22 protein-coding genes are annotated in these 25,207 nt (G+C 40.4%); 20 read left to right on the top strand and 2 right to left on the bottom strand.

Annotated features, from left to right (window positions below; translation table 11 throughout):
- Positions 1–61: 61 nt before the first annotated feature.
- From IGI42_RS21780 to IGI42_RS21825, 10 genes are all read left to right on the top strand, one after another.
- Positions 62–250, top strand: coding sequence for a cysteine-rich KTR domain-containing protein (locus IGI42_RS21780; RefSeq protein WP_438718158.1), 189 nt, complete (start codon positions 62–64; stop codon positions 248–250).
- Positions 251–584: 334 nt separating this feature from the next.
- On the top strand, positions 585–2,429 hold the full coding sequence (locus tag IGI42_RS21785; RefSeq protein ID WP_438718159.1) for a beta-glucoside-specific PTS transporter subunit IIABC: 1,845 nt from the start codon (positions 585–587) through the stop codon (positions 2,427–2,429).
- 24 nt (positions 2,430–2,453) lie between these two features.
- Complete coding sequence (locus IGI42_RS21790) at positions 2,454–3,908, top strand: 6-phospho-beta-glucosidase (RefSeq protein WP_438718160.1); 1,455 nt, start codon at positions 2,454–2,456, stop codon at positions 3,906–3,908.
- Between the two features lie 64 nt (positions 3,909–3,972).
- Positions 3,973–4,575, top strand: a complete 603-nt coding sequence (locus tag IGI42_RS21795) for a histidine phosphatase family protein (RefSeq protein ID WP_438718161.1) — start codon at positions 3,973–3,975, stop codon at positions 4,573–4,575.
- Between the two features lie 5 nt (positions 4,576–4,580).
- Complete coding sequence (locus tag IGI42_RS21800) at positions 4,581–5,561, top strand: aldo/keto reductase (RefSeq protein ID WP_438718162.1); 981 nt, start codon at positions 4,581–4,583, stop codon at positions 5,559–5,561.
- 240 nt (positions 5,562–5,801) lie between these two features.
- Positions 5,802–6,260: a hypothetical protein gene (locus IGI42_RS21805; protein WP_438718163.1), complete on the top strand. Its 459-nt coding sequence runs from the start codon at positions 5,802–5,804 to the stop codon at positions 6,258–6,260.
- A gap of 24 nt (positions 6,261–6,284) precedes the next feature.
- Positions 6,285–6,749, top strand: a complete 465-nt coding sequence (locus IGI42_RS21810) for a hypothetical protein (protein ID WP_438718164.1) — start codon at positions 6,285–6,287, stop codon at positions 6,747–6,749.
- 62 nt (positions 6,750–6,811) lie between these two features.
- Positions 6,812–7,294 (top strand): hypothetical protein, encoded by a 483-nt coding sequence (locus IGI42_RS21815; protein WP_438718166.1) that lies wholly within the window; start codon positions 6,812–6,814, stop codon positions 7,292–7,294.
- Between the two features lie 205 nt (positions 7,295–7,499).
- On the top strand, positions 7,500–7,955 hold the full coding sequence (locus IGI42_RS21820; protein WP_438718167.1) for a hypothetical protein: 456 nt from the start codon (positions 7,500–7,502) through the stop codon (positions 7,953–7,955).
- 175 nt (positions 7,956–8,130) lie between these two features.
- The gene (locus IGI42_RS21825; protein ID WP_438718169.1) at positions 8,131–9,141 is read left to right on the top strand and encodes a cyclophilin-like fold protein; all 1,011 of its coding nucleotides are present in this window, start codon (positions 8,131–8,133) and stop codon (positions 9,139–9,141) included.
- Between the two features lie 309 nt (positions 9,142–9,450).
- On the opposite strand, the gene IGI42_RS21830 is transcribed toward IGI42_RS21825, so the two are convergent.
- Positions 9,451–10,563 (bottom strand): hypothetical protein, encoded by a 1,113-nt coding sequence (locus IGI42_RS21830; RefSeq protein ID WP_438718170.1) that lies wholly within the window; start codon positions 10,561–10,563, stop codon positions 9,451–9,453.
- A 532-nt stretch (positions 10,564–11,095) separates the two neighbouring features.
- Between IGI42_RS21830 and IGI42_RS21835 the strand changes: the two genes are divergently transcribed.
- The 8 genes from IGI42_RS21835 to IGI42_RS21870 all read left to right on the top strand — a co-directional run bounded on the left by IGI42_RS21835 (position 11,096) and on the right by IGI42_RS21870 (position 20,032).
- Positions 11,096–11,674, top strand: a complete 579-nt coding sequence (locus tag IGI42_RS21835) for a TetR/AcrR family transcriptional regulator (protein WP_438718171.1) — start codon at positions 11,096–11,098, stop codon at positions 11,672–11,674.
- 136 nt (positions 11,675–11,810) lie between these two features.
- On the top strand, positions 11,811–12,149 hold the full coding sequence (locus tag IGI42_RS21840; RefSeq protein WP_438718173.1) for a GNAT family N-acetyltransferase: 339 nt from the start codon (positions 11,811–11,813) through the stop codon (positions 12,147–12,149).
- A 26-nt stretch (positions 12,150–12,175) separates the two neighbouring features.
- Positions 12,176–12,334, top strand: a complete 159-nt coding sequence (locus tag IGI42_RS21845; RefSeq protein ID WP_438718174.1) for a hypothetical protein — start codon at positions 12,176–12,178, stop codon at positions 12,332–12,334.
- A gap of 395 nt (positions 12,335–12,729) precedes the next feature.
- Positions 12,730–13,560 (top strand): PRD domain-containing protein, encoded by an 831-nt coding sequence (locus IGI42_RS21850; RefSeq protein WP_438718175.1) that lies wholly within the window; start codon positions 12,730–12,732, stop codon positions 13,558–13,560.
- Positions 13,561–13,672: 112 nt separating this feature from the next.
- Positions 13,673–15,547: a beta-glucoside-specific PTS transporter subunit IIABC gene (locus IGI42_RS21855; RefSeq protein ID WP_438718176.1), complete on the top strand. Its 1,875-nt coding sequence runs from the start codon at positions 13,673–13,675 to the stop codon at positions 15,545–15,547.
- Positions 15,548–15,562: 15 nt separating this feature from the next.
- Positions 15,563–17,020 carry a family 1 glycosylhydrolase gene (locus IGI42_RS21860; RefSeq protein WP_438718177.1) on the top strand — a complete coding sequence of 486 codons (1,458 nt, stop codon included), beginning with the start codon at positions 15,563–15,565 and terminating at the stop codon, positions 17,018–17,020.
- Positions 17,021–17,234: 214 nt separating this feature from the next.
- Complete coding sequence (locus tag IGI42_RS21865) at positions 17,235–18,038, top strand: MerR family transcriptional regulator (RefSeq protein WP_438718178.1); 804 nt, start codon at positions 17,235–17,237, stop codon at positions 18,036–18,038.
- Positions 18,039–18,106: 68 nt separating this feature from the next.
- Positions 18,107–20,032 (top strand): FAD-dependent oxidoreductase, encoded by a 1,926-nt coding sequence (locus IGI42_RS21870; RefSeq protein WP_438718179.1) that lies wholly within the window; start codon positions 18,107–18,109, stop codon positions 20,030–20,032.
- Between the two features lie 187 nt (positions 20,033–20,219).
- Here IGI42_RS21870 and proS read toward each other — a convergent pair whose 3' ends face one another.
- Positions 20,220–21,662, bottom strand: coding sequence for a proline--tRNA ligase (gene proS, locus IGI42_RS21875; protein WP_438718180.1), 1,443 nt, complete (start codon positions 21,660–21,662; stop codon positions 20,220–20,222).
- Between the two features lie 150 nt (positions 21,663–21,812).
- Here proS and IGI42_RS21880 point away from each other — a divergent pair, with 150 nt between their 5' ends.
- Both IGI42_RS21880 and IGI42_RS21885 read left to right on the top strand, forming a co-directional pair.
- Positions 21,813–22,709, top strand: a complete 897-nt coding sequence (locus IGI42_RS21880) for an AraC family transcriptional regulator (protein WP_438718181.1) — start codon at positions 21,813–21,815, stop codon at positions 22,707–22,709.
- A 117-nt stretch (positions 22,710–22,826) separates the two neighbouring features.
- Entirely contained in the window at positions 22,827–25,205 is a 2,379-nt protein-coding gene (locus tag IGI42_RS21885; RefSeq protein ID WP_438718182.1) for a glycyl radical protein, read from the top strand.
- Positions 25,206–25,207 lie beyond the last annotated feature (2 nt).

Here is a 25,207-nt window from a genome sequence, read left to right on the forward strand (position 1 = left end):
TGATTACCTATTTAATAATTTAGTTAGTTCTCAGATTATATATGAAAAGAGGTTGATCTACTTGAATGAAGCTTCATGGATTAGTTGTCCTGTTTGTCACAAAAAGACTCGCATAAAAATTCGCAGAGATACTATAATCAGCAGACTCCCATTATACTGTCCAAAATGCAAACAAGAAACTTTAGTGAATATAGCTAATACTAAATTAACAATAATAGAAGAGCCCGCCGCTAAGACGCAGAGCCGATAACGATTAGGAGTGAATCCTTTGAAGTTATCGGCTCTTTTTGTGAGTGGTTATCAGTCAACTTACTAAATCTATTTGATATTATAAGGGACACAAATCATCTCATCAATTTAAGAGCGTGTTCAAAAGATGCTCTTTTTTTATAAAAAATCTCTAAATCATAAAACGCATTTCACAAAACGGCCTAATTTTTCAAGTTTTGTGAAATGCGTTTCGTCTTGTTCTAAAGCTATTGGAAACGCTACCTGGGCGTGGTAAAGTTCAATTACAGACAAGCGACGAATACACCGGTGAGATTAAAAAACAATCTGCTTGATCCAGTGAAAGGGGTAACAACATGAGTAAGAAATACCAATCGTTGGCTCGTGACATTGTAAAAAAACTTGGAGGCAAAGGCAACATTATCGAAGCCTACCATTGTCAAACACGCCTGCGCTTTAAATTAGTCGATGAAACGAAAGTGGATGTGGCAGGTTTAGAAGATTTAGATGGTGTAACCAAATACATTTTTAACGCTGGGGTTCATCAAGTAGTTATCGGCACCCACGTGAAGGATGTTTTTGAAGAGATTGAAAAGAATGTCGATACCGCTTCTTCCGGGGAACCAACCGGCGAGAAAAAAGGTATTATGACCACAATTATTGAGTTTGTGGCAGGAACCTTCCAGCCTGTTATTCCAGCCTTGTCCGGCGCCGGAATGGTGAAGGCAGTCTTAGCCTTACTAATGGTATTCGAAGTAATTTCGGCAGATTCGCAAACTTACTACCTATTAAATATGTTCGCAGATGGTGTGTTCTACTTCTTGCCAATGATTTTGGCCTTTACGGTAGCACAAAAGTTACGCTGCAATCCGATTTTAGCTGTTTCAGTTGCGGCGATCATGCTGCATCCTAACTGGGGCGCGTTAGTAACCGCGGGAGATCCTGTTCACTTTTTTGAAATTATACCTTTTACTCTAGCGACTTACACAGGTTCCGTGATTCCGATTCTTTTGGTTATCTTTGCTCAATCCTACGTGGAAAAATTCTTGAATCGGGTGGTTCCAAAATCAGTAGAGCTAGTTTTTGTTCCGATGCTGACTTTCTTGATTATGGGTACTTTGGCACTAGCGGTCTTAGGTCCAATCGGTACGATTATCGGGGGTTACTTGGCAGACTTCTTTATCTTCTTAAGTGTCAATGCCAGCTGGGTACCGGCCGTCTTAATCGGTGGATTCCTGCCAATTATGGTGATGTTCGGTCTGCACAATGGTGTGGCGCCGCTGGGTGTTATGCAAATGGCTGAGCTTGGCTACGATAGTATTTTCGGTCCGGGTTGTGTGTGTTCCAATATTGCTCAAGCAACGGCTGCAGCAGTGGTAGCGTTCCGCACAAAAGATAAAAAAATGAAACAATTGGCAACTTCTGGTTCCATTACAGCTTACATGGGGATTACTGAACCGGCTTTATACGGGGTCAACTTGCCTAAGAAATACCCGTTAATCTCTGCGATGATCGGTGGGGGCGCAGGCGGATTGTTTGCAGGTCTAACCAATACGCACCGTTTTGCGACAGGTTCTTCTGGGATTCCGGCCATTCTGTTGTACATCGGCGATGACACCATGCGCTTTTTCTGGAATATCGTAATTGCGTTGATTATCTCAGTCGTCGTTACCGGCGCGTTAACTTATGTATTGAGCTTCAAATTTGAAAACGAAGAAATTCCTGAAGTAAAAGAATTAATTTTAGAAGATACGCGTGTAATCAGCCCAATGAAGGGCCAAATTATTCCATTGAGCCAAGTACAAGATGAAGCATTTGCCTCTGAAGCATTAGGAAAAGGCTTTGCGATTGATCCAACTGATGGACAAGTAATGGCACCGTTTGACGGCAAGATTGCGGCGATTTTCCCAACCAAGCATGCGATTGGCTTAGTGTCTAACACTGGCGTGGAAATTCTGATCCATGTGGGCTTAAACACAGTTGAGCTGCAAGGGAAATACTTTGAAGTCCTAGTCGAAGCCAATCAAGAAGTGAAAAAAGGTCAGCCGCTACTGAATGTGGATTTGGAAAGTATCAAGGCTGCCGGCTACGTAACCCAAGTACCAGTGGTGGTAACTAACAGTCCGCAATATTCTTCAATCGAAACAATTGCCAGCGGACCAACTGATTGTCAGGAAGATATTTTGGCAGTAAGAGTTTAACAATTAAACGAGGAGATGCTAATTATGGCTTTAGATAAAAACTTTTTATGGGGCGGCGCAACGGCTGCCAACCAAGTGGAAGGCGGGGTGTTGGAGGGTGGACGTAAGCTTTCCAACATCGACGTCCTGCCCTGCGGCGAGGATCGCAAAGCAGTTGGCTTAGGGGAGCTGGAAATGCTGGAGTGGAAGGATGGCTATTACTATCCGGCTAAAGAAGCGATTGATATGTACCATCACTACATGGAAGATATCCAATTGTTTGCGGAAATGGGCTTTAAGGCCTACCGCATGTCTCTTTCTTGGTCACGGATTTTTCCGAATGGGGACGATGCAGAACCCAATGAAGAAGGCTTGGCTTTTTATGAAGGTATCTTTAAGGAGCTGAAAAAGCACAACATTGAACCGTTAGTGACGATTGCTCATTTTGATGTGCCGATTCACTTGATTAAGGAGTACGGCGGCTGGCGCAGTCGCAAGCTGGTGGACTTTTACAGCCGTTATGCGGAAACTGTACTGAAGTGTTTCAAAGGCTATGTGAAATACTGGCTGACGATTAATGAAATCAACATTTTGCTGCATCAACCTTTTGTTGGCGGCGGGATTATCTTTAAAGAAGGCGACAATAAGGAAGAGATCAAGTATCAGGCGGCTCATTACCAATTGTTGGCAAGTGCTAAGGCGACGAAAATCGCTCATGAAGTTGATCCAGAAAATCAAGTTGGCTGTATGTTAGCTGGCGGCAGTCATTATCCGTACACTTGTCGGCCAGAGGATTATCAAGAAGCCATTAAACGGGATCGGGAAGGTTATTTCTTCATTGATGTCCAGGCTCGTGGGAAATATCCAAATTATGCACTGAAGAAATTCGAACAAGAAGGCTTAAATATTGTGATGGAAGATGGCGATGCCGAGATTCTAGCATCTGCGCCAGTGGATTTTGTGTCCTTCTCTTATTACTGCTCACGAACGGTTAGTGCGCATCCCGAGGATTATCAACAGGCAACAGGAAACTTATTTGCTTCAATCAAAAATGACAACCTGCCATCTACTGAATGGGGCTGGCAAATTGATCCACTAGGCTTGCGTAATTCCTTGAATCAGCTGTATGATCGCTACCAAAAACCATTATTTATTGTGGAAAATGGCTTAGGGGCAATTGATCAGCCGGACGAAAACGGCTTTGTGGATGATGAATACCGGATTGATTATTTACGTAAACATGTGGAGGCTTTTAAAGCAGCAGTGGAAGTTGATGGCGTCGAGCTGTTAGGCTACACTACTTGGGGCTGTATTGACCTAGTAGCAGCCAGCACCGGCCAAATGAGCAAACGCTACGGCTTTATCTATGTGGATCGCGATGATGAAGGAAACGGTACATTAAAACGCAGCAAGAAAAAATCCTTTGACTGGTACAAACAAGTAATTGCCACTAACGGCGAAAACTTGGCTAGTCCAGTTGTCGCAACAGCATCAGTTTAATATACTCGTCAAAAAGAATGGTTCAGCCATTCTTTTTGGTGTTTCTATAAGAGGAGCAGATAGAATGGAAAAAACGTTATATTTAGTGCGTCACGGACAAACTTTATTTAATCTACAGCACAAAATTCAGGGTTGGTGCGATTCCCCTTTAACGGATCAGGGGATTCACGAAGCCCAGACGGTCCGTCGCTATTTTCAATTCGAGGGAATTCGTTTTGACCAAGCGTACAGCTCCACCTCTGAGCGAACTTCCGATACCTTGGAGTTAATTACCACTCAGCCTTATACGCGCTTAAAAGGGTTGAAGGAATGGCACTTTGGCCGACTGGAAGGGGAAAGTGATGTTATCAATCCGTCGCTACCGTATAGCGATTTTTTCGTCGCTTATGGTGGGGAAGAGGAGAAGGCTTTTCAAAAACGAGCGGTAGAAACCTGCCTTAGCTTGATGGAAGGTGAAGCTCAGACCGTTTTGGCTGTTACCCACGGCGCCTTTTGCGGACAATTTCGCAAATTTTGGGATCATACCAGTAAGCCCGCCGATCGCTTAAACGGCCGCAGCGCCCGAATTGGCAATTGCTGCATTTTTAAATACCACTACGACCAAGAGAATTTCTATTTAGATGATATAATTAATCATGAAGAACAAATCAAGCGCATGGAAGGATGAAGAACATGGACTATGTAAAATTAGGCAACACCGGAATGGACGTCTCCCGCATCTGTCTTGGCAGTATGAGCTTCGGCGATCCCAAAAATTGGATACATAAGTGGGTGCTGGAGGAAGATGAAAGCCGACCGTTAATTCAGCGGGCCTTGGATTTGGGGATCAACTTTTTTGATACCGCCAATGTTTACTCGTTAGGCCGTAGCGAAGAAATCTTGGGTAAGGCGTTAAAAGATTTTGCCAAACGGGATGAAATTGTTTTAGCAACCAAAGTGCATCAAAAAATGTTCGACGGACCTAATGGCCAAGGACTTTCCCGCAAAGCGATTATGTCACAAATTGATCAAAGTCTTAAACGGCTGCAAACTGATTACGTTGATTTATATGTGATTCATCGCTGGGACCCATTTACTCCAATCGAAGAAACAATGGAAGCCTTGCATGATGTAGTCAAAGCTGGGAAAGCCCGTTACATCGGGGCTTCGGCGATGTATGCCTACCAATTTCAAAAAGCTAACAACGTAGCTGAGAAAAACGGTTGGACTAAATTTGTTTCGATGCAAAATCATTTGAACTTGATTTACCGAGAAGAAGAACGGGAAATGATTCCCTACTGCCTGTCAGAAAAAATCGCCTTAACCCCGTACAGCCCAATGGCATCCGGTCGTTTAGTGCGAGATTCTTCCACGGCAACTTCTCGCAGTACTACCGATCAAGCCCAAAAAGCCAAGTACGACGAAACTGCGGAAATGGATCAAGTCATTATTGACCGTGTCGCTGAACTGGCAGACAAATACCAAACTAGTCGGGTGAACATTGCCCTAGGTTGGCTGCTGCAAAAGCAACCAGTCGCTGCACCAGTTGTTGGTGCAACTAAAATGAGTCATATTGAAAGTGCAGTCGCAGCTGTTGATTTTAAACTTGTGCCAGAAGATGTGGCTTATTTGGAAGAACCATATATTCCCCATAAAATTGTCGGGCACTCATAAACTAGCAAACCAACCCTCTGTATCAGTAAATGGATGCAGAGGGTTTTTGATAGTTAAAATTAGTGTTTTTTAAGTTTTAAATGCAGTAGATAAACAAGCAGCGTAGTAAAGAAAGGTAGATTTAATGGAAAAATAGCTAATTTAGCAAGAAACTAACTGGAAATGACAAAAATAGCATGACAGACCTCTCACTTTTCTGTATGATATCAGAGTAAGCACTACCAAAAAAGGAGTTGAACCATGCAACGGTTATTTAAGATGAAACGCTCCGGTGGCGTAAGTATCGGAGAAGTGGTGAAGTTTGAAGGGGCACTGTTTGTCATCACCCATATTGTGAAAATATTGAAATGCGATCAAAAAGGCAATATGGAGCTGCAAATCGTTGCCCAACAATTCGGAAGCAAAACAGAATATGCTGGCGAAGGGCATTTTTATCATTACGAAAGACGTTATGAAAATGGGGAAGAAAGCGAAGACCAGCCTTTTGAACAGACGGGTAATGCATGTTTAGTCACCAATGAAAACTGCGGCTATGTCTGCCAAATCTTATACATAAAACCTGATCAGGAGGATCTGCTTGTGGACTGTGCTCTGAAGCCTTTTGAACCATGGAGTGAAGAAGAAATGAAGCAAGCAGTAAAAAAAGACCGGCTATCCACGTTTACCGTCCTTGATGGTAGGGCAGACAAGGGCAGCTGATATATCTACGAAAGGGCAGAAAACATGCAAGAGATAATTACGTTGTACCGAAAAAAAGCCGCCTTTACCGGAGAAGTATTGGAGCACAAAGGCAAGCAATTTGTGGTCACCCATATTTTTAACATAGAAAAATCAGTAGACTATCCCGACTATTTAGCAATAGATGCCGTTTGCCAAGAGGTGGGGGCAGCATCAGATTATGAAGAATACGAACCTGTCTTTACCTTTGAAGAGCGCTATGATTTATCAAAGGTGGCGGAACCGAGATTGTTTGAACGAGTTGGCGAGGTCTATTGGGATGAAGGATTGTGCGGCATGATTACAAATATTCTCGATGTAAAATATGATACCGGCTATTTGATTGTGGAACTTGAGAGCAAGTTAATCGAACCTTGGAGCAACGAACAAATTCAGCGCTTTGTTAAATACAATCGTGTCGGAAAACTCAGCGTAATCGAGGGAAAGTCGGACTCCAATCCCCAAGAGTAAAGCATCCGACTCGGTCTTTATTTTTACGAATGAAGAACAAATGTACGAAAGGAACGTTGTTTATGCATAAAGTTTTTGTTTTAGAACGAACCGGCTATATGGCGATTGGTGAAAGCTTTGAGTCAGATGGCAAACTGTACGTAGTGACAAATGTGGTCAAGGTTGTTGAATATATGCCAAAAGACAAAATGAAAGTTCAGGTGGTGGCTCAGGAGTTTGGGACCAAGCCGTTGTTCCATAAATTCGATCCGTGGTACGGCGACTGGGACAGCTACCAAAAACGCTACCGTGGTGGAAAAGAAACAAAAGAGAATCCTTTCATTAAAGTTGGTGATATTGTACCACTTTCATTTGAACAAGATGGTTTATTAGGATATATCACAAAAATCGTATCCGTGACCTACTCAGATGCCATTTTCGGTGAGCAGGATCTGATTATGACGTGCAGTGTTCGGACTTTCCCTAGTTGGAGTGAGGAGGATATGAAGCGGGCGGTCCGAAAGAAACGCTTGAACACCTTCAAATTAATTGAAACAAAAAGCTAGCAACAGGTAAAAGTGTGTAAGAAAAGATTGAATGATATGTAAGGGTGATTTATTCATCGCATGCGACGTATCGAAACTTGTTCCAGGGAGTGCCAAAGAGATAAACTTCGCAGTGAAAAAGGATCAAACCAGCAAGTTCGATGTCACTGAAAGTAGCATCAATTAGTAAGTAAACTAGATCAAATAACAAAATGTCCAAAATGAAATGGAGACGAAGTTATTGCAAAATATTATTAGGATCTTTTATAGAGGAAATATAAAAATCGGCGCCACAGTCGAGCGTGACGACGGTACGTGGGTGATCACCGATATTCTAAGCATCCAGAAAAGTGATCATGAAAATTATCCCATGGAGATGCAAGCGGTGATTCAGAAAGTGAACTCGCCCTCGGATTATGATGAGTTCGAGCCTACGAATGTTTACGAAGAGCATTATAGGAATAGCCAAGAAATAGAAGATTATGGGATTGCCCAATTAGGTGATACTGAGGCATCAGATAATGTGTGTACGATAGTGACCGATGTCCTGTCTGTTACTTACAAAGAAGGCGCCATGACGATTGAAGCCGAGTTAGCTCTATTCGTCCCTTGGAGTGATGAGGAAATGAAAGAAGCCGTTAAAAAGGAAAAAATCCGCCGCCGTAAGTTGAATGTGATTTAGCATAACTAGTTATTGATTGGAGAAGCACAGCAGGGATGCAGCTTCTCTTTTTTTGTTTGATTTTCATAGACCAACAAATTATTAAGAAAATCTTACGAAGAAAAAACTGTCGTTGAGTTCACCTTTAGGTTAAGGGGTATGCTACTTTCAATCGATAAGGAAAGTAGGAATGATAATGAAAAAGAAATTGCGAAGTTTTCTAATAATAGTTGCGAGTTTGTTACTGGTGATTTTTATTGCCGGCTGTTCTGGTAATGAAGAGGCAGCAGAAACAGACAACAGTCTGCCAGTGACTGAGAACCGTGCGTTAAATCCCGAGGACACACTAATTGTGTATTATTCGCTAACTAACAACACCCACGAGCTGGCGGAGCATATCGGTGACTTAGGTAATCTTGAATTGGCTAGAATTGATGCTGCCGATGCTTATCCAGAGGACGACAATTCAGGAATTAATGATCGGGTAGCAGAACAGCAGGCAACAAATCAGTGGGACGAGTTAACCAACGTTCCAGAAAATTTGGCGGATTATCAGACGATTCTAGTCGGCTTTCCTATTTGGAGTGATGAGGCTGCCTATCCGATCCAGTCTTTCTTAGCTCAACATGCGGATGAGTTAGCAGGAAAAAATATTATCCCCTTCAGCACTAGTGCTGTGGTAGATGATGACGTAATTACTGGAATTAATACTCAATTAACTGAGTTAGTACCAGAGGCCAATATCTTGCCTGGCTTGCATCTGACTTCTAGCGAGGTAGAAGCTGAAGCCGTCCAGTCTTGGTTGCATGAGCTTTCATTGGAGGAAACAACTGCGGCTGAAGGTACACCGATTCAAGTACAGGTAGGTGAAAACATATTTACCGGCTTTATCAATGATACAGTGACTGGGCAGGATTTTATAACGCACCTGCCAGAAACATTTACCTTCCAAACCTTTATGGAAGGCTATCCAGAAAAATATGCAGCACTTGATTATGCTTTAGACACTGAAGGTACACCAGGGGATACTCCGATAAGCGGAGCCCTTGACTATAATTCCGATAGCCAAAGTCTGTTTGTTTATTACGGCGAAGTGGGTACCTATGATGAGCTGCATCGAATTGGTCAGATCACTGACCCTGCCTTTGAAGACTTCGTCAGTCAGCAGGAGGAGGATTTTGAGATGGAGATTCGATTGGTAGAGTAATCAAAGGATGAAAACGAAACCCTTGCAAATCCAGTGAAGTGCTAACGAAAGTATAACAGCACCTATGAATAGAAATTGCTCAGGAGACTATTTTTCATGAAATATTTATCTGGATTTAGAAAATCTCTATCTCAGTATTAGTAACGATGCGACAAGAAAAGGAAGTACCTAGGTTCGGATGAACACTAGAAAGTTTGTTTGAAGGAGTACGTATATCTGCATACTAAAATCAGATTGCTCCTACATGTGTTGATAAAAAATTGAATGATTATCGACTAGTCCGCTAGCCCATAATCTACTAAGAACAGACTACTTCCTTTTTTTCTTGACTCGCTTTCCTTTTTTACCTTTTCCACTTTTTCGTAACACTTTATTCAGTTTCTGTTGCTCACGTTTTAGTTGCCGCTGCTGTAGGATTTCTTCTTGGCGGGCTTTTGCTTCTGGATCATCTTTAAGTGTCGTTTCTTTGGTCATCAAATTTAACTGCCAATCAGCTAACAGCTGATTTAAGATTTCTTCAGGATTTTCATCAGGTGAAAACCTAGCTGGAGCCTCCTTAACGGGTATGCCTTCCAGCATAGCAGTGGCGGTTCGACTGAATTTTTCTTGATCAGGAAGATCGTTAATAGCGATCCCTTCAAATAAGAAGTCCGTCAATTCTTCTTTTGTTTTTCCCTTTAAGTTCACATGTGCAGAGAATTGCTTGAGAGAGGATCGAGTATCCGTTTTCATTTCAGGGGAATTTTTTGGAGCTTTTTCTTGCTGAAACAGATCATTTGTCACCCATAATTCCGGTAATTCCTCCTTGCTTGCATGATCATAATCATCTTCAGGGGTTACAAAACGAGATTTGGCTAACTGGGTAAAACGCCGCACGCCATCTTTTTGAAAGATGGTTAGAGTGCCTAAAATGGACAATGCATCACAGTTTTCTTGGGTAGAATAGCTGCGGTGAACGTCTTTTATGGTACAACGGTGTTTTTTTCCAAGTTCATCGAAAAAAGTTAGGGAGAGATTCTTTGGCTGCTGCACATCACAGCTGCCAGTGTGGAGCATCGGTTGAATATGATCAGTATGTAGACGAGCGAACTCGGTGACTTGCAGATACTCTTCATTGCTGGCATAGAGGGAAGAAAGCACAGTATCCCATTCCTTATCGGAAAAATACTCGCGAAAATAAATACATAAATGGCGCACAGAGACCAGTTCAGAGGCATGGTCTAAAAATAAATCACGAATCAAATCGCGGGCTAAAAAAGAAAAATCAGCAATCGAAAAAAAGTTGCGGACCATCACCACAACAGCGGCCTGTATGATGTAGGCAGAATCTTTTTCTTGGTTATAATAATCTGAGAAGCGCTTTTCAAGTGACCGCGGTTTAAGATTCAATAAATTTTTTAGTTCTAGATATTTTATTTTCATTTTCCAGACTCCTTAACTGTTATTATTAGCACAAAGTTAGTATAATATAAACACTACGAAAAGAAAACGCTTTTTTGCAAAAAAAGCAAAAAACTAACTAATATTATGAATATACTGTTTTCTAGAAAAGGTAAACCGTCGATTTGAGCGCTTGAATTAACGGGATCTAAAGATGTTTCAGCTTATCTATTTGGCGAATTAGTTATTTTAATAATAAGATATATGTAATATATGCATTATAATAACAAGATGTTGAACAGCTGAAAAGTTGTGGGAAAACAAATGTAACAAAATATGTCACTATGTTTTGAACAGGGGAATTTTTCTATTCTTTAATTTGAATTGCGACAATTACTTTTTATGGTTTACAGTTTAAAAGCGACTAGGCAAGTCCTTTAAAGACTTTTGTAAACTGATTATGTTCAAGCCCATTACTCACCTTAAGCGTATGGTTGGTTAAGGTATTAATAGGAAAAAATGAATGATTAATAAGTACTTGACAATAAACGAATGATCGTTTAATATAGGTTTCATGAGAAAAAAAGACTTCAATAAACGTGATAATATCATCACTGCGGCTATGGAATTGATCAACGAACGAGGATTTTCGGATACACCGATGTCGCAAATAGCTAAAAAAGCCAATGTTTCAGCGGCAACGATCTACGTCTACTTTGATAACAAGGAGGATTTAATCAATAAGCTGTATTTTCATGCGAAGAAAAAAATGCGTGACTATGTATTTTCCGACTACGATGAAAATGCCTCAATTGAAGAACGGTACAAACAATACCTAAAGAAATTCATTCTGTTTTTAATGAACAATCAGCCGGAATTCATGTTTATTGAGCAATTTCAGAATTCACCTCTGCTAAACGAAGAGGTGAGTGAAAGTATTTCGGAACTATTTCAGCAATTTCATTCAATTTATGACGAAGGTAAAGAAGCAAAAGTCTTCAAAAATGTTGATACTGCAATCATTTCAGGCTTTACTTTTAATCCGGCAATGCAATTTGTGAAGGATTATTATGCGGAAGCGTTACCCTTAGACGAGCCAATGATTGATGAAATTATCCAAATGAGCTGGGATGCAATCAAGTTCGAAGCTTAGCAAGAGGTTTTCTTGCTAAGCAGTGGATAAACGAATGTACGTTTAATTTAAACCTCGAACGTTTCAGCTTACAAAATTGATCTTTTACTCTATAATAAACGAACAAACATTTAACAATTCAGATAGGAGGAATTTTATGGTCCACATTCACATCAGCACCCCTTACAGCAAAGAATTTTTCGAAGCAATCAACCTTAGAAAGCAATTATCGGACAGTAAAATCAACTATCAAAAAGAACGCCGCTATGTCACACTGGTTGCGATTCATAATCACAAAATGGTCGGAACTGCATCCATTCAATTATTTACCACATCGGTAGGCAGAATCAAGGAAATTGTGGTTCTTCCAGAATACACCGATAAAAATGTCGAGGTCAAACTCATTCGTTTTGCTGAAAAGTACCTCAATAACCGCAGCAAAACGAAAGCTATTCTCTTTGGCAAGAAAGCCAAAACTTCAAATACTGCCGCTTAACCAACAAAAAAAACAGGAGGAAACTTATGCAAAACAATCACGCACAATCGATTCAAGAACTAGAAAAGCTGAAAATCGAACTAGAAATGAAGCAAAATTATTTCGGCGCATTTACCACAAACGTTTTATCCAACGATCTAAGAGAACACTTCGAAGACCAAAAAGAACAAGCCTGCCGAGATTAACTCGCCATTACCTCAGGATTAAGCAGCAAAACTGCTTATTCAGATCTTTAAAACCTAAAATTTCATAGCTAAAAAATAAGAGCCTGAAATTCGGGCTCTTATTTGCGTTCCATGAAGATTTCTAAGTATGCCAGCACTCAATTAAACAGTAAATAAACTATAATTTTGGTGAACTTAAAATTAGAAACCTGACACAATAATTTTCGAAAGAATAAAAAAGTACTTGAAAGCGGAATTTTTATATGCTATGATTCAAACAAGTTAAATATTAACCGCTTTCGGTTTGGACTGTTACTGATTCGATCAGGCATGACCTATTCTAGTTTTGTTGAAGATGCTGGGATAATAGGTCATTTTTTTGTGCGTTGATTTTGATAATGATGGAAGGGGTAGAGATGAAAGTAATAAAAAAGATTAACAACAATGTCGTGCTAGCCAAGATGAGCGATGGATCTGATGCTTTCATCATGGGAAAAGGGTTAGGGTTTCGCAAAACGCCTTTCATATTAAGAAACGACGATCCGGTGATTGAAAAAATATATACCCAAAAAGACGAGAATACCGAGAAGTATCTGGATATTTTCACGAAGATTCCCTTACCTGTAGTTTTAGTAACTGAAAACATTATCGAAAAAGGCAAGCAGCTTTTAAACACCGAGCTAAATGACCTGTTGCTGTTTTCCTTAGCCGATCATATTAAGAATGCGATTGAGAGACAATCGATTTCTGAAGATGTAATTAATACGCTTCACTGGGAAATTAAGCATATTTACCCAACTGAAACTCAAATTGGAAATTATGCACTAAAGCAAATTGAACAAGAGCTCTTGGTTCGTTTACCGCAGGAAGAAGCCAGCTTAATTGCCCTGCATTTTGTCAATGCCCAGTTAAAAGAAGGTACTGACTTTTCGGAAACTGGCAAAATCACTCAGATCATTAAAGATATCATCACCATAGTAAGATATAATTTGAAGCAGCAGGTTGACGAAGATTCAATCAATTTTGCTCGGTTTGTAACACATCTAAGATATTTTATCTTTAGACAAATAAATAATGAATCCTTAAATGAACAAACAGAACTGTACGATGTAGTAAAAAAGACAGCAGAGCTGGAACTAGAGTGTCTCAAAAGAATCTGTATGTATTTAGAAAACAATTATGAGTGGCACATTACTACTGACGAACAATTGTACTTACTGCTGCATCTAAAACGATTAGCAAAATAATAGACTATCTGGACTGTTACTGATTCGATCAGGCATGACCAATACAAAAAATTCATTTTTTTGTGTTGGTCATTTTTTTTATTTTATTACAATCAAAAAAGGAGGAAAAAAGATGACTAATGAAGAATTAGCCAAAAAAATTGTTGAAGAGGTAGGTGGTGAAGAAAACATCAAGAACATGACCCATTGTGCCACCAGATTGCGTTTTAACTTAAAGGACAACAACAAAGCGAATTTATCAACATTATCTAATATGGAGGGTGTACTAAAAGCACAGCTACAAAATGGACAAACGCAGATCATTATTGGTGCGAAGGTTCAAAAGATTTACAGAGAAATCAGCAAATTAGTAACGATTGATTCAGCAGAAAGTGCTGAGCCGACAGAAAAGAAAGGAAAAGTCAGTGCAGTTATTGAAACAATTGCCGGAATTTTTAGTCCAGCTATTCCCATGATTATTGCTGGAGGTATGATTAAGGCTGTCGTATCATTAATGACCACTTACAATTTAGTCAGTGCTGAATCATCGGAATTAGCAATTTTGACTATGATCGGCGATTTAGTCTTTTATTTTCTGCCATTCTTCTTGGCTTTGAGTGCAGCTAAAAAATTTAAAACAAACGAATTTATTGCTTTAGGGCTGGCTGCTGGATATATGTATCCAACTATTTTAAATGGGGCTTTAAGTGCTGCCGAAACGGGAATCGACACTATTCAATTTTTCGGACTACCCATCTTATTAGTAAATTATAAATCAACCGTTATACCAATCATTTTGTCCGTATGGTTGTTGAGTTACGTGAATAAACTTGTGGAGCGAATTATTCCGGACTTCCTGAAAATTATTTTCTCTGCTATGATTGTTTTATTGATTATGATTCCGGCTCAATTGATAGTGATTGGTCCATTGGGTTCATATCTGGGTGAGTATTTAGCGGTCTTTATTCGTTGGTTCTATACAGTCGGCGGCGTATTTTCAGCCTTTGCACTTGGCGGTACTCGATCAATCTTGACTATGCTAGGGATGCATTATGCGATTGGACCTTTGCAAATTCAAGAAATTGCCGCAACTGGCGGTTCATTTATTTTAGTGAGTGCGTTAACAGCTAATATGTCGCAAGCCGGTGCAGCTTTGGGGGTATTTTTAAGAGCAAAGGACAAATCAGTCAAGTCTTTAGCAGCTACATCTGCTCTTTCAGCTTTCTTAGGGATAACTGAACCTGCGATGTTCGGGGTCAACTTGAGATACAAACGACCTTTTGGTTTTGCCTTAATTTCATCGGCAATCGGTGCAGCATTTTTGTCCCTGTTTAATACTCAAGCGACAGCCTATGTTCCACCTAGTGTGTTGACCTTGCCGGTATTTATTGCCGATAATTTTATCGTGGTTTTAATTGGTGGTGTATTGATCTCAGCCGGTTTAGCTTGCGTATTGACCTTCTTGTTTGGTTTACCAGAGGAAGTTCGAACAGCTGGTGTTCAAAAAGAAGCGACCAGTTCGGTGGCGATGGAAAACCCGCTTTCTGACGCTCAATTATTTGTAGAAAGCCCTATTAATGGCGAAGTGATTCCGTTATCTGAGGTAAATGATGAAGTGTTCAGCCAGTCTCTTGTTGGTATGGGAAACGCGATTATCCCATCTGAAGGAAAAATTGTTGCACCTTTTGATGGTCACATTTCTGTCTTTTTTGATTCAAAGCATGCCTTGGGTCTAACAGCAGACAACGGAGTGGAATTACTGATTCATGTGGGAATCGACACAGTGAATTTGGAAGGAAAGTATTTCAGTAGCCAATTTAAACAAGGCGACCGATTTAAAAAAGGAGATGTATTACTTACTTTCGATATTGATAAAATTAAGGCAAACGGGTATGAGATTTCTACCCCAGTTGTGGTTACCAACATCGAAGCTTACCAAGCAGTAATCTCAAGTGAGCGTAAGCCTGTCGGTACAGGTGAACCGTTATTAACATTAGATTTAAAATAGAAGGGATGAATAAATGTGGGTTTTCCAGAAAACTTTTTATGGGGCGGGGCGACCGCTGCGAATCAATATGAAGGTGGGTATTTATCAGGAGGCAAAGGCTTAAGTACGTTGGATGCGATTACTGGAGGTAGCAAAGAGCATCCTCGAATGATTACCTATAAAACGAAAGAAGGTAAAATTGAACAAGTCACACGGGAACAAAGTTTACCTGAAGGTGCTACTGGTTATATCGATCCAAACCAATATTATCCTAGTCATGTGGCAACGGATTTTTATCATCATTATAAGGAAGACATTGCATTGTTTGCTGAAATGGGCTTTAAATGCTTCAGACTTTCAATTTCCTGGGCAAGAATTTGTCCTAAAGGAACCAAGGAAGTCAATGAAGAAGGATTACAATTTTATCAGGACGTTTTTGATGAATGTTTGAAATATGGCATTGAACCAGTGGTTACTATGAATCATTTTGATATACCGATGTATTTAGCGGACGAATACGATGGCTGGACGAACCGAAAAGTCATCGACTACTTCTTGTTTTTCTGTGAGACGGTTTTTAAGCGTTATAAAGACAAAGTAAAGTACTGGATGACCTTCAACGAAATTAATTTTTTACGAAGCTGGACACAAATTGGTATTCACAGCAGTGAGTCGCAAAGCAGGTATCAAGCAGCCCATCACTTATTTGTAGCTAGTGCGAAAGCGGTGGAATTGGGACATCAAATCAATCCTGATTTTCAAATTGGTATGATGGTTGCCTATATTCCAAGTTACCCTATGACCAGCAATCCTGAAGATGTGTTGGCAGCTATGGAATTCAATCGGGAGCAGGAATTTTATATTGATGTTCAAGTAAAAGGCTACTATCCTGCTCATAAATTAAAACAATTTGAACGGGAAGACGTTACGATTGTTAAAGAAGCAGGAGATGATGAACTGATTGCTAGAGGAACGGTGGATTACATCGGCTTCAGTTATTATATGTCAACTGCTTCAACTGCCAATCCGGAAAACGTAAAATATGTTGGCGGCAATCAAGTGCCAGCAGTCAAAAATCCCTATTTGACTGAATCTGAATGGGGTTGGGCGATTGATCCGCTAGGACTGAGAATTTCTCTAGCTTCACTGTATGATCGTTACAACATTCCTTTATTCGTGGTAGAAAATGGTTTTGGTGCTGTCGATCAACTTACTGAAGACGGAAAAATAATCGATGATTATCGTATCGATTATTTTTCAAAGCATATTAAGTGTATGAAGGATGCCATCGAACTAGATGGAGTCGATTTGATCGGTTACACACCGTGGGGGTGTATCGATATAGTTTCTGCCGGAACAGGTGAAATGAAAAAACGATATGGCTTCATTTATGTTGACATGGATGATGAAGGCAATGGTACATTGGACCGCAAGAAGAAAAAATCCTTTGACTGGTACAAAAATGTCATTGCTTCAAACGGCGAACAGCTTTAATTTGAATACAAAAAATAGGTGTACGGCAGCCGCTCGTACGCCTATTTTGGTACAATTAATATGAAGCTGCTGTCAGAAAGTTCTTTTGTTGATTGGGAGTGTATGCAGCTGCAAAGTACCAATTACATAGTAGCCTGTCATTTGTCATAGAAGGAACTTGTCAGCTAAAACCAACACTTGTATACATCCAGCCCAAATGCAAAGGAGAAATAAAATGAAGTATAAGATTAACGAAGTTTCTAAAATACTAAACATCCCGATTGACACATTGAGATTTTATGAGAAAAAAGGGATTATTTCCCCCGAAAAAGATGAAAAAACCAACTACCGCATGTTTGACGATTGGGATATCAATTATCTGCTTGAATACAAAAAGTTTAGGAAGATGGAGTTTTCTTTGTCAGAAGTAAAAGAAATGATCCATGAGTTGGATTATTCAGAATATCTCGACTTGATGAAGTCAAAGCAAGAAACGATTCAAAAGAAGATCATTTACTACCAGCTTTACGAAAAGAAGCTGCAATATTATGTTAATAGTTTAGAGAATATTGACCTAGGATTTCAGATGGTTACTCCGCCGTCGCGACTGTTTATCTCTCACAGGAAAAATTTTGAATACATACAAGTGAATGAGACTAAAAAGAGTTTTAGTTTATTTATGGATTACTATGCGTTGATTGATAATATTGTCATCATTCGCTTCGAAGACATTGTTGGAGAGAGCGAGAATTTTGAATGGGGCTTTGCAGTCGAGCAGTCGGATGCTGACGGACTGGAGATCCCTTATGAAACGGATGAAAGAATTGAAGAGATACCGTCGCAGTTGTACCTCCGCTTTATCGTAGATGCGGGTGAAAGATGGAATTTTTCCAAAAAGTTATTGGAGCCTGGCCTTGAATATCTAAAAAATAGAAAGTATGAAGTGGCTGGGGATGTATTTGGCATATTGCTGGCGAGAATTAACGATAAAAAATATATGCGATTTATTGAGTTCTTTGTGCCAATTAAAAAGTTGTAAAAGGGTATTGACTCCGTAGTTGCTACAGACTTCATAATGGAAGTAAGTAAAAACTAGGGGGTATTCAGATGCTCGAAAAATTATTTTCACCTTACTCAATCGGTAATTGTGAAATGAGTAACAGGTTAGTGGTGACAGCAATGGTAGTAAACTATTGCAATCATGATGGTACGTTAACTGAAAAGTATATGGCCTATCATGAAGAAAAGGCAAAAGGTGGATGGGGACTAATTGTAACCGAGGACTACGCGATTAGCGAACAAGCAAAAGGATATGATCGAATTGCTGGTTTATGGAATGATGATCAAATGGAGAAAAACATTGAATTTACAAATCGTATCCACAAGTATGATTCAAAAGTTTTTTGTCAGATTTACCATGCAGGCAGACAATCCCACAGTGGTGTTAACGGCGGTGTACAGCCCGTGGCTCCTTCAGCAATACCTTGTGCTTGGAAAAGAGAAATTCCCAAAGAGTTATCTATTTCCGAAATTGAGCAAATCGTTGAAGATTTCGGTGATTGTGCGCTTAGAGCTAAAAAATCCGGCTTTGATGGTGTTGAAATCCATGCAGGGCATGGGTATCTGCTGGCAGAATTCCTTTCCACCTATGCCAATAAGCGAGTTGATAAATATGGTGGATGTCTAGAAAATCGGGCTAGAATTGTTAAGGATGTAATTGCTAATATTCGATCCAAAGTAGGACAAGAGTTTCCAGTTACGATTCGTTTTTCTGCGGATGAACGCGTTCCAGGCGGAAGAACGATCGCTGAATCAAGAGCACTTGCTAAATGGTTTGAGCAATGGGGAGTAGATGCTATCCACGTATCTACAGGTGTTTATGGAAGTTATGATCAAAGTATTGTGTCCAACATGTACATGGAAAAGGCAGCAGTGGTAGAATTTTCGGCTGAAATAAAAAAATTAGTCGATATTCCAATTATTGTGGTCAATAGAATCAATAATCCTGAAATGGCAGAAACAATTTTAGAATTAGATAAAGCTGATTTTATTGGGATCGGAAGAGGGTCGTTAGCTGATCCTCATTTACCAAATAAGGCTAAAAATGGTGAGGTTGAGTCGATTAGATATTGCATCGGCTGTTTACAAGGCTGTATTTTCAAACAAGAAGGACCTGATGGCAGCAAATGTTTGGTTAATCCAACTTTAGGAAAAGAGTATTATTTAGATTATAGTAAAGTGGAAGAACCTAAAAAAGTATTGGTCATTGGCGGCGGCCCCGGCGGGATGGAAGCAGCTCGAGCAGCAGCAATGAGAGGTCACCAAGTCAAGTTGATTGAAAAACAGAATTTCTTAGGCGGCCAGTTTAAATCAGCAGCCTATCCTCCGTCTAAGGGAGATTTGGCAACCTATACTGCTTGGATTATTCAGGAGCTTGAAAAATATGAGGTTGAAGTGTTGTTGGGAACTTTAGCTACAGAAGAAATGATTCGTCAAGAGAATGCAAATGAGATTATTGTAGCAACCGGAGGATCACCAATTACTCCACCGATTAAAGGTATTGAAAAGCCAATCGTTCATAAAGCAGAAGAAGTCTTACTTGGTCAAGTACAACCTGGAAATTGTATTGTCGTAGCAGGCGGTGGTGAAGTCGGTGGAGAAACAGCGCTGCACTTAGCTGTGCAAGAAAGAGATGTAAGTGTTGTTGAAATGAAAAACTCTTTGTTTGAAGAGCTTGATGACATTGCGACTATCCAGCTTCTTAATTTGATGGATAAGTATGGTGTGAAGCAGTACACGGAAACAAGAGTTGTCGAAATTGAGGATGATGGGGTAATTGTATCCAATGGGGCTGAAACATTGAAATTACCTGCTGACATGGTTGTTTTAGGTTTAGGCTATGTTCCAAACAATAGGTTAGCTGAGAAAATTAAGGAGATTCATCCTTCTGCTAAAGTTATCGGTGGTGCAGCCCAAACAAGCAATGCACTAGTGGCTATTGAAGAAGGATTTATGGCTGGTATGAGCGTGTAAACGAGTATATTCAAATGAATATAACTATAAAAAAGGCAAAAATTCCATATCATTAATTTGAGTCGTCCTAAATGTACGAGTAATAATAGACAGTTCTTAAAATCTGACAATAGAATATGAATTCAAACAAATAAGAGCCTGAAATTCGGGCTCTTATTTTTATACGATTAAACTTCATACTGTCTTCCTAATAAGCCCGTGCAATCCAAACGGTATGCTTGGCAGATTTTCCGTTCACAATATCGAACTTCTTTTCTACTGGTGGATTAAATGGGATATTCCGGGTGGTGAAGCCAGTTTCTTCTTTGATTTGAGCTTCAGTTTCCTCAGAACCGTCCCAGCCGATTAAAATAAAACCAGGTATTTCCTGATTTTTTTCGCAGCATTTAATGTGTTCCTTCAGCTCAGCCAATGTTTCAATGTTCAAATGCTCGTGTGTACGAGAAAATTTTTGGGCATTAACCAATAGCCGATCATGCATTTGATCAAGCTTTTGTTGGATAAAGGTCGGTTCCAAATCATCAAGTGACCAGACTTCTTTGGCGTCTAGATCGCGCATTTTGAGAACGAATTGATTCTGCAGCAGGTCTCTAGGACCTAATTCGATGCGGATAGCTGCGCCTTTTTGTTCCCATTTATTGAATTTATAGCCTGGTGTGCTGTCAGAATCATCTAGACGGACGCGCAAACCAGCAGCTTTCAGCAAATCCTGGATAGTTTGCAAGGTCTCAAGGATTTTTGGCTCTTTTTTCCATGGACCCACGGGCGTCAAAATAATTTGAGTAGGTGTAATTTTTGGCGGCAGCACCAGGCCTTTTTCATCACCATGAACCATAATCAGTGCACCAATCAGACGGGTCGAAACGGCCCATGAGGTAGTGTGAACATACGCATGTTGATTGCTTTGATCTAAGTATTTGATATCGAAGGCTTCCGCAAATTTCGTTCCTAGATAGTGAGAAGTTCCGGCTTGTACTGCTTTTCCATCCTTCATCATGGCTTCAATTGAAAAGGTATCGACCGCTCCGGCAAAGCGTTCAGAAGGTGTTTTCTGACCAGCATGCACCGGGATCGCTAAAAACTCCTCTAGCATTTTGACATAAAAGTTAAGTACATGCAGGGTCCTTCTTCGAGCATCGGCTTCATCAGCATGAGCTGTGTGCCCTTCATGCCATAAAAATTCAGAGGTGCGCAGAAACGGCAGGGTGCGTTTTTCCCAGCGAAAAACATTGGCCCATTGATTAATCTCATAAGGAAGATCACGATAAGAGTTGATCCACTCATGAAAGGATTTGCCGATCATGGTTTCAGAGGTGGGTCTTAGCGCATAAGGTTCTTCCAATTTTTCACTGCCTACTTCAGTTACCCAAGGCAGTTCTGGGGCAAAGCCTTTAACGTGTTCGGCTTCTTTCATAAAGTAGCTTTTTGGAATCAGCATTGGAAAATAGACATTGCGAATTTCCTCCTGACGTAGATACTTGTTCACTTCATTCTGAATACGTTCCCACAGCTCAAAGCCATCGGGACGAAAGACGATACAGCCACGAACCTCAGAATAAGACATTAGCTCGGCTTGTTGGATGGTTTGCAAATACCAGCTTGAAAAATCTTTTTTTTGTAAATTTGACATGATGTAGACCTCCTTGATTATGCTTCGTATCTTAACAACTCCCAGTTAAAGAAAGTTTATTTATCTGACCAGAAAATATAGATATACAACCATTTGAAAGAATAGAATGTTGTATAATAAGAAGAAAGAACAATGAAGGAGCTCGGCTGTATGGAAAAAGAGCATCAACTGCATGAGAAAAATCGTTATCAAAACAGTAATTTTCCTTTTGAAATTTATACCGTTAATCGCTACACAATGTTTCCGGCAGGTCGGGGCTTTAACAACCTTCATTGGCATGAAGAAATTCAATATACAATTGCAACCAAAGGTGATTTAACGATGCAGGTGAATGGCAAGGACTATCTGTTGCGAGAAGGTGACGGGATTTTTGTCAATTCAGGCTATTTACACATCACGAAAAAAATGGAGGATCAAGGAGAGTACTTTAGCATTAATTTTAGTCATAGATTGTTGAGTTTTTCACTGGGAAGTTTGCTTGAACAAAAGTATGTGCTGCCTTATGTAGGAGAATATCTGCTGCCAATCATTGTTTTTAAACCAGAAGTACCCTGGGAAAAAACGGTCTTGGAGAAATTTCTTGAAATTAACCAGTTGTACCAAACTAAGAATACTTTTGCCTGGGAATATCAGATTGCAATTTTATTGAGTCGTATTTGGGCGTTGATTCTTGCAAATACTGAAGTAAATGCGACCAATCAGAGGCCGTTGAAATTAAAACAAAACCGTATCCAGCAGCTATTGGATTTTGTTCATCAACATTATATGGAGGCAATCACCATTAAGGAAATAGCCGAAGCCGTTCATATATCAGCGACAGAGTGTACCCGCTGCTTTAAAGAGTTTACCGACTATTCACCTTATGAATATTTGATTCAGTATCGAATTTCTGAAGCTCAGCAGCTACTACTTCAGACAAATTATTCGATTCAGGAGATAGCGATTCGAGCGGGATTTCGTGAATCCTCCAGTTTTATTCAAACATTTAAAAAGCGGGTGGGAATGACCCCATTAAAATATCGAATGCATCAAGAGAAGGCTGACTAGTAGCTGACTTCTCTTTTTTTGGTTGGATAATTATATTTTATGGTTAGATAACCCAACAAAAGAACCGTAAATACGCTTATGTTATAGGTATCACAAGCGAAGGCTGGAGGAATAAGTATGAAAACCTATATGAATCGAATCAACCGCATGAAGGAAAAAGTGACCAATACCCGTCCCGAAGTCGATCTGGAAAATGCCCGAATTCTGACTAGATCATTTCAAGGGACCGCTGGACAACCGTTTGTCATTCAAAAAGCTAAAGCATTTAAAGCGCAATGTCAGGAAAAGACGGTCACTATTTGGGAGGATGAATTGCTCGTCGGCTGTGCTGGCAGTAAGATGCGGGCTGGGATCATTTGCGCTGATACTTGCTGGTCGATTCTAGACCAAGAGCTGGATACTATCAGCACGCGTAAATACGATCCTTTTTACTTAAGATCGGAAGACAAAGCTGTTTTCGAAGCGGAAATTCGCCCATTTTGGCAAGGACGCTCTACTTATGAAGCCTGGTTGGAACAGATTCCTGAAGACACGAAAGAATTAAGAGATACGGGTGTGATTTACATTAATCGTAAGGCAGTTCGCGGCTTTGGTGAGGTGACTGCTGGGTATACTCAAGTAATTAATGAAGGCTTAGAAGGAATTCGTAAAGATATTTTGAATCGGAAAGCTCAGTTGGATATCACTGTTCCCGGTGATTATGAAAAACAAGTATATCTGGATGCGTTGTTAATTTCAATGGAAGGCATCGAAATATTGGCAGGCCGTTATGCCAAGAAGGCTGGGAAACTGGCGGAAGGGGAAGCTGATCCACAGCGAAAGAAGGAGCTTATGAACATCGCGGCTACTTGTGAACGGGTACCAAAATATCCGGCTCGTAATTTCCACGAAGCGTTGCAGTCGCTGTACTTTTATCAAATTGCTTTGTTTATGGAGCAGAACGCGGCCAGCTATAATCCGGGGAGAATGGACCAGTACTTATATCCATTTTATCAAAAAGATTTGACTGAAGGGCGGATTACGGAAGAACAGGCACAAGAGTTACTTGATTGCTTATGGGTTAAATTTAGTGAGACCTGTCTTTTCCAAGATGCCGAGACGGCGGAATTTGCGGCAGGGTATCCAATGTTTCAGAATGTCTGTGTCGGTGGCGTGGACACATCTGGCCGTGATGCCGTTAATGAGCTGTCTTATTTGATTCTGCAAGCGACGATGGATGTACAGCTGTATCAGCCATCGTTATCAGTACGTTATAGCTTGTCGAAAAATCCTAATCGATTTTTGCGCAAGGTGGTGGAGTTGATTAAGCTGGGAACTGGTTTTCCTGCCTTTCATAATGACGATATGGGGATTCGTATGTTGATGAACAAGGGCATTCCTTTAAAGGAAGCGTTGGAGTGGAATCCTTGCGGCTGTGTAGAAACGAATCTGGAAGGTCGTACAAAGCAGTATACGGCCTTGGCAGATATCAACCTTGGCAGTATGTGCGAATTTGTGATGACCAATGGGGTGAATCGTAAAAGCGGCCGTCAAGTATCCGTGAGAACGGGTGATCCAATCAGCTTTACCAGCTATCAGGAATATGAACAAGCGGTCAAAAAGCAAATCGCCTTTGTGGTTAGGGCATGTGTCAAAGGCAGTCATGTAATTGATGAGGTTTGCATGAATCGTCCGGTACCGGTGCTTTCCTTGACCCATCGTGAGTGCATCCAAAAATGTTTGGATTATTCTCAGGGCGGGGCTAAATACAATTGCGGCAACGGGATTATTCTGATTGGTGTGGCGGATTTAATCAACAGCTTAGCTGCAGTTAAAAGTTTGATTTACGACAACCATCTTTTGACAATGGCAGAGTTGGTCATCGCAATGGATGCCGATTTTATTGGTTACGAAGAGGTTCAACAATTATGTTTGCGGGCACCAAAATATGGTAACGATGATGAAACGGTGGACGATATTGCGAATGATATGTTTACCTTTATTGCTGATGAAATCGAAAAATACCAAAGTAAATTTGGCAAAATGACACCGGGGATTCTCCCAGTTTCTGGGAACACGCCCTTTGGTTTAGAAGTGGGGGCCTTGCCTTCTGGTCGAGCAGCTTGGACACCCTTAGCAGATGGCGTGAGTCCTAGCGGTGGCACCGATACCCAAGGACCAAGTGCGGTCATTAAATCAGTATCACATATTCCGCATGATCGTTTTGTACAGGGCACCTTATTGAACATGAAGGTAGAGCCAGATCTATTAAAATCAGAAAATGGCGTGATGCAGATGATGGCACTGTTGAAATCAGTCTGTACTTTAGGATTATTCCACGTTCAGTTTAATGTAATTGATCGGGAAGTACTGCTAAAGGCCCAGAAAAATCCAGAAGACTATAAAGGTTTGTTGGTTCGAGTAGCGGGCTACACAGCTTATTTCGTTGAACTAGGTAAAGATGTTCAAGACGAAATTATAGGCCGGACGCCGCAAACTGGCTTCGTGGCGGGCTAGCG

The sequence above is a fragment of the Enterococcus sp. AZ109 genome (genome assembly GCF_051714625.1).
In the GTDB taxonomy this organism is placed as follows: domain Bacteria; phylum Bacillota; class Bacilli; order Lactobacillales; family Enterococcaceae; genus Enterococcus_A.

Excerpts from the sequence above, each read along its gene's own strand:
- IGI42_RS21785 (WP_438718159.1), top strand. The coding sequence starts at position 585 with ATGAGTAAGAAATACCAATCGTTGGCTCGTGACATTGTAAAAAAACTT.
- IGI42_RS21790 (WP_438718160.1), top strand. The coding sequence starts at position 2,454 with ATGGCTTTAGATAAAAACTTTTTATGGGGCGGCGCAACGGCTGCCAAC.
- IGI42_RS21795 (WP_438718161.1), top strand. The coding sequence starts at position 3,973 with ATGGAAAAAACGTTATATTTAGTGCGTCACGGACAAACTTTATTTAAT.
- IGI42_RS21800 (WP_438718162.1), top strand. The coding sequence starts at position 4,581 with ATGGACTATGTAAAATTAGGCAACACCGGAATGGACGTCTCCCGCATC.
- IGI42_RS21805 (WP_438718163.1), top strand. The coding sequence starts at position 5,802 with ATGCAACGGTTATTTAAGATGAAACGCTCCGGTGGCGTAAGTATCGGA.
- IGI42_RS21810 (WP_438718164.1), top strand. The coding sequence starts at position 6,285 with ATGCAAGAGATAATTACGTTGTACCGAAAAAAAGCCGCCTTTACCGGA.
- IGI42_RS21815 (WP_438718166.1), top strand. The coding sequence starts at position 6,812 with ATGCATAAAGTTTTTGTTTTAGAACGAACCGGCTATATGGCGATTGGT.
- IGI42_RS21820 (WP_438718167.1), top strand. The coding sequence starts at position 7,500 with ATGGAGACGAAGTTATTGCAAAATATTATTAGGATCTTTTATAGAGGA.
- IGI42_RS21825 (WP_438718169.1), top strand. The coding sequence starts at position 8,131 with ATGAAAAAGAAATTGCGAAGTTTTCTAATAATAGTTGCGAGTTTGTTA.
- IGI42_RS21830 (WP_438718170.1), bottom strand. The coding sequence starts at position 10,563 with ATGAAAATAAAATATCTAGAACTAAAAAATTTATTGAATCTTAAACCG.
- IGI42_RS21835 (WP_438718171.1), top strand. The coding sequence starts at position 11,096 with ATGAGAAAAAAAGACTTCAATAAACGTGATAATATCATCACTGCGGCT.
- IGI42_RS21840 (WP_438718173.1), top strand. The coding sequence starts at position 11,811 with ATGGTCCACATTCACATCAGCACCCCTTACAGCAAAGAATTTTTCGAA.
- IGI42_RS21845 (WP_438718174.1), top strand. The coding sequence starts at position 12,176 with ATGCAAAACAATCACGCACAATCGATTCAAGAACTAGAAAAGCTGAAA.
- IGI42_RS21850 (WP_438718175.1), top strand. The coding sequence starts at position 12,730 with ATGAAAGTAATAAAAAAGATTAACAACAATGTCGTGCTAGCCAAGATG.
- IGI42_RS21855 (WP_438718176.1), top strand. The coding sequence starts at position 13,673 with ATGACTAATGAAGAATTAGCCAAAAAAATTGTTGAAGAGGTAGGTGGT.
- IGI42_RS21865 (WP_438718178.1), top strand. The coding sequence starts at position 17,235 with ATGAAGTATAAGATTAACGAAGTTTCTAAAATACTAAACATCCCGATT.
- IGI42_RS21870 (WP_438718179.1), top strand. The coding sequence starts at position 18,107 with ATGCTCGAAAAATTATTTTCACCTTACTCAATCGGTAATTGTGAAATG.
- proS (WP_438718180.1), bottom strand. The coding sequence starts at position 21,662 with ATGTCAAATTTACAAAAAAAAGATTTTTCAAGCTGGTATTTGCAAACC.
- IGI42_RS21880 (WP_438718181.1), top strand. The coding sequence starts at position 21,813 with ATGGAAAAAGAGCATCAACTGCATGAGAAAAATCGTTATCAAAACAGT.
- IGI42_RS21885 (WP_438718182.1), top strand. The coding sequence starts at position 22,827 with ATGAAAACCTATATGAATCGAATCAACCGCATGAAGGAAAAAGTGACC.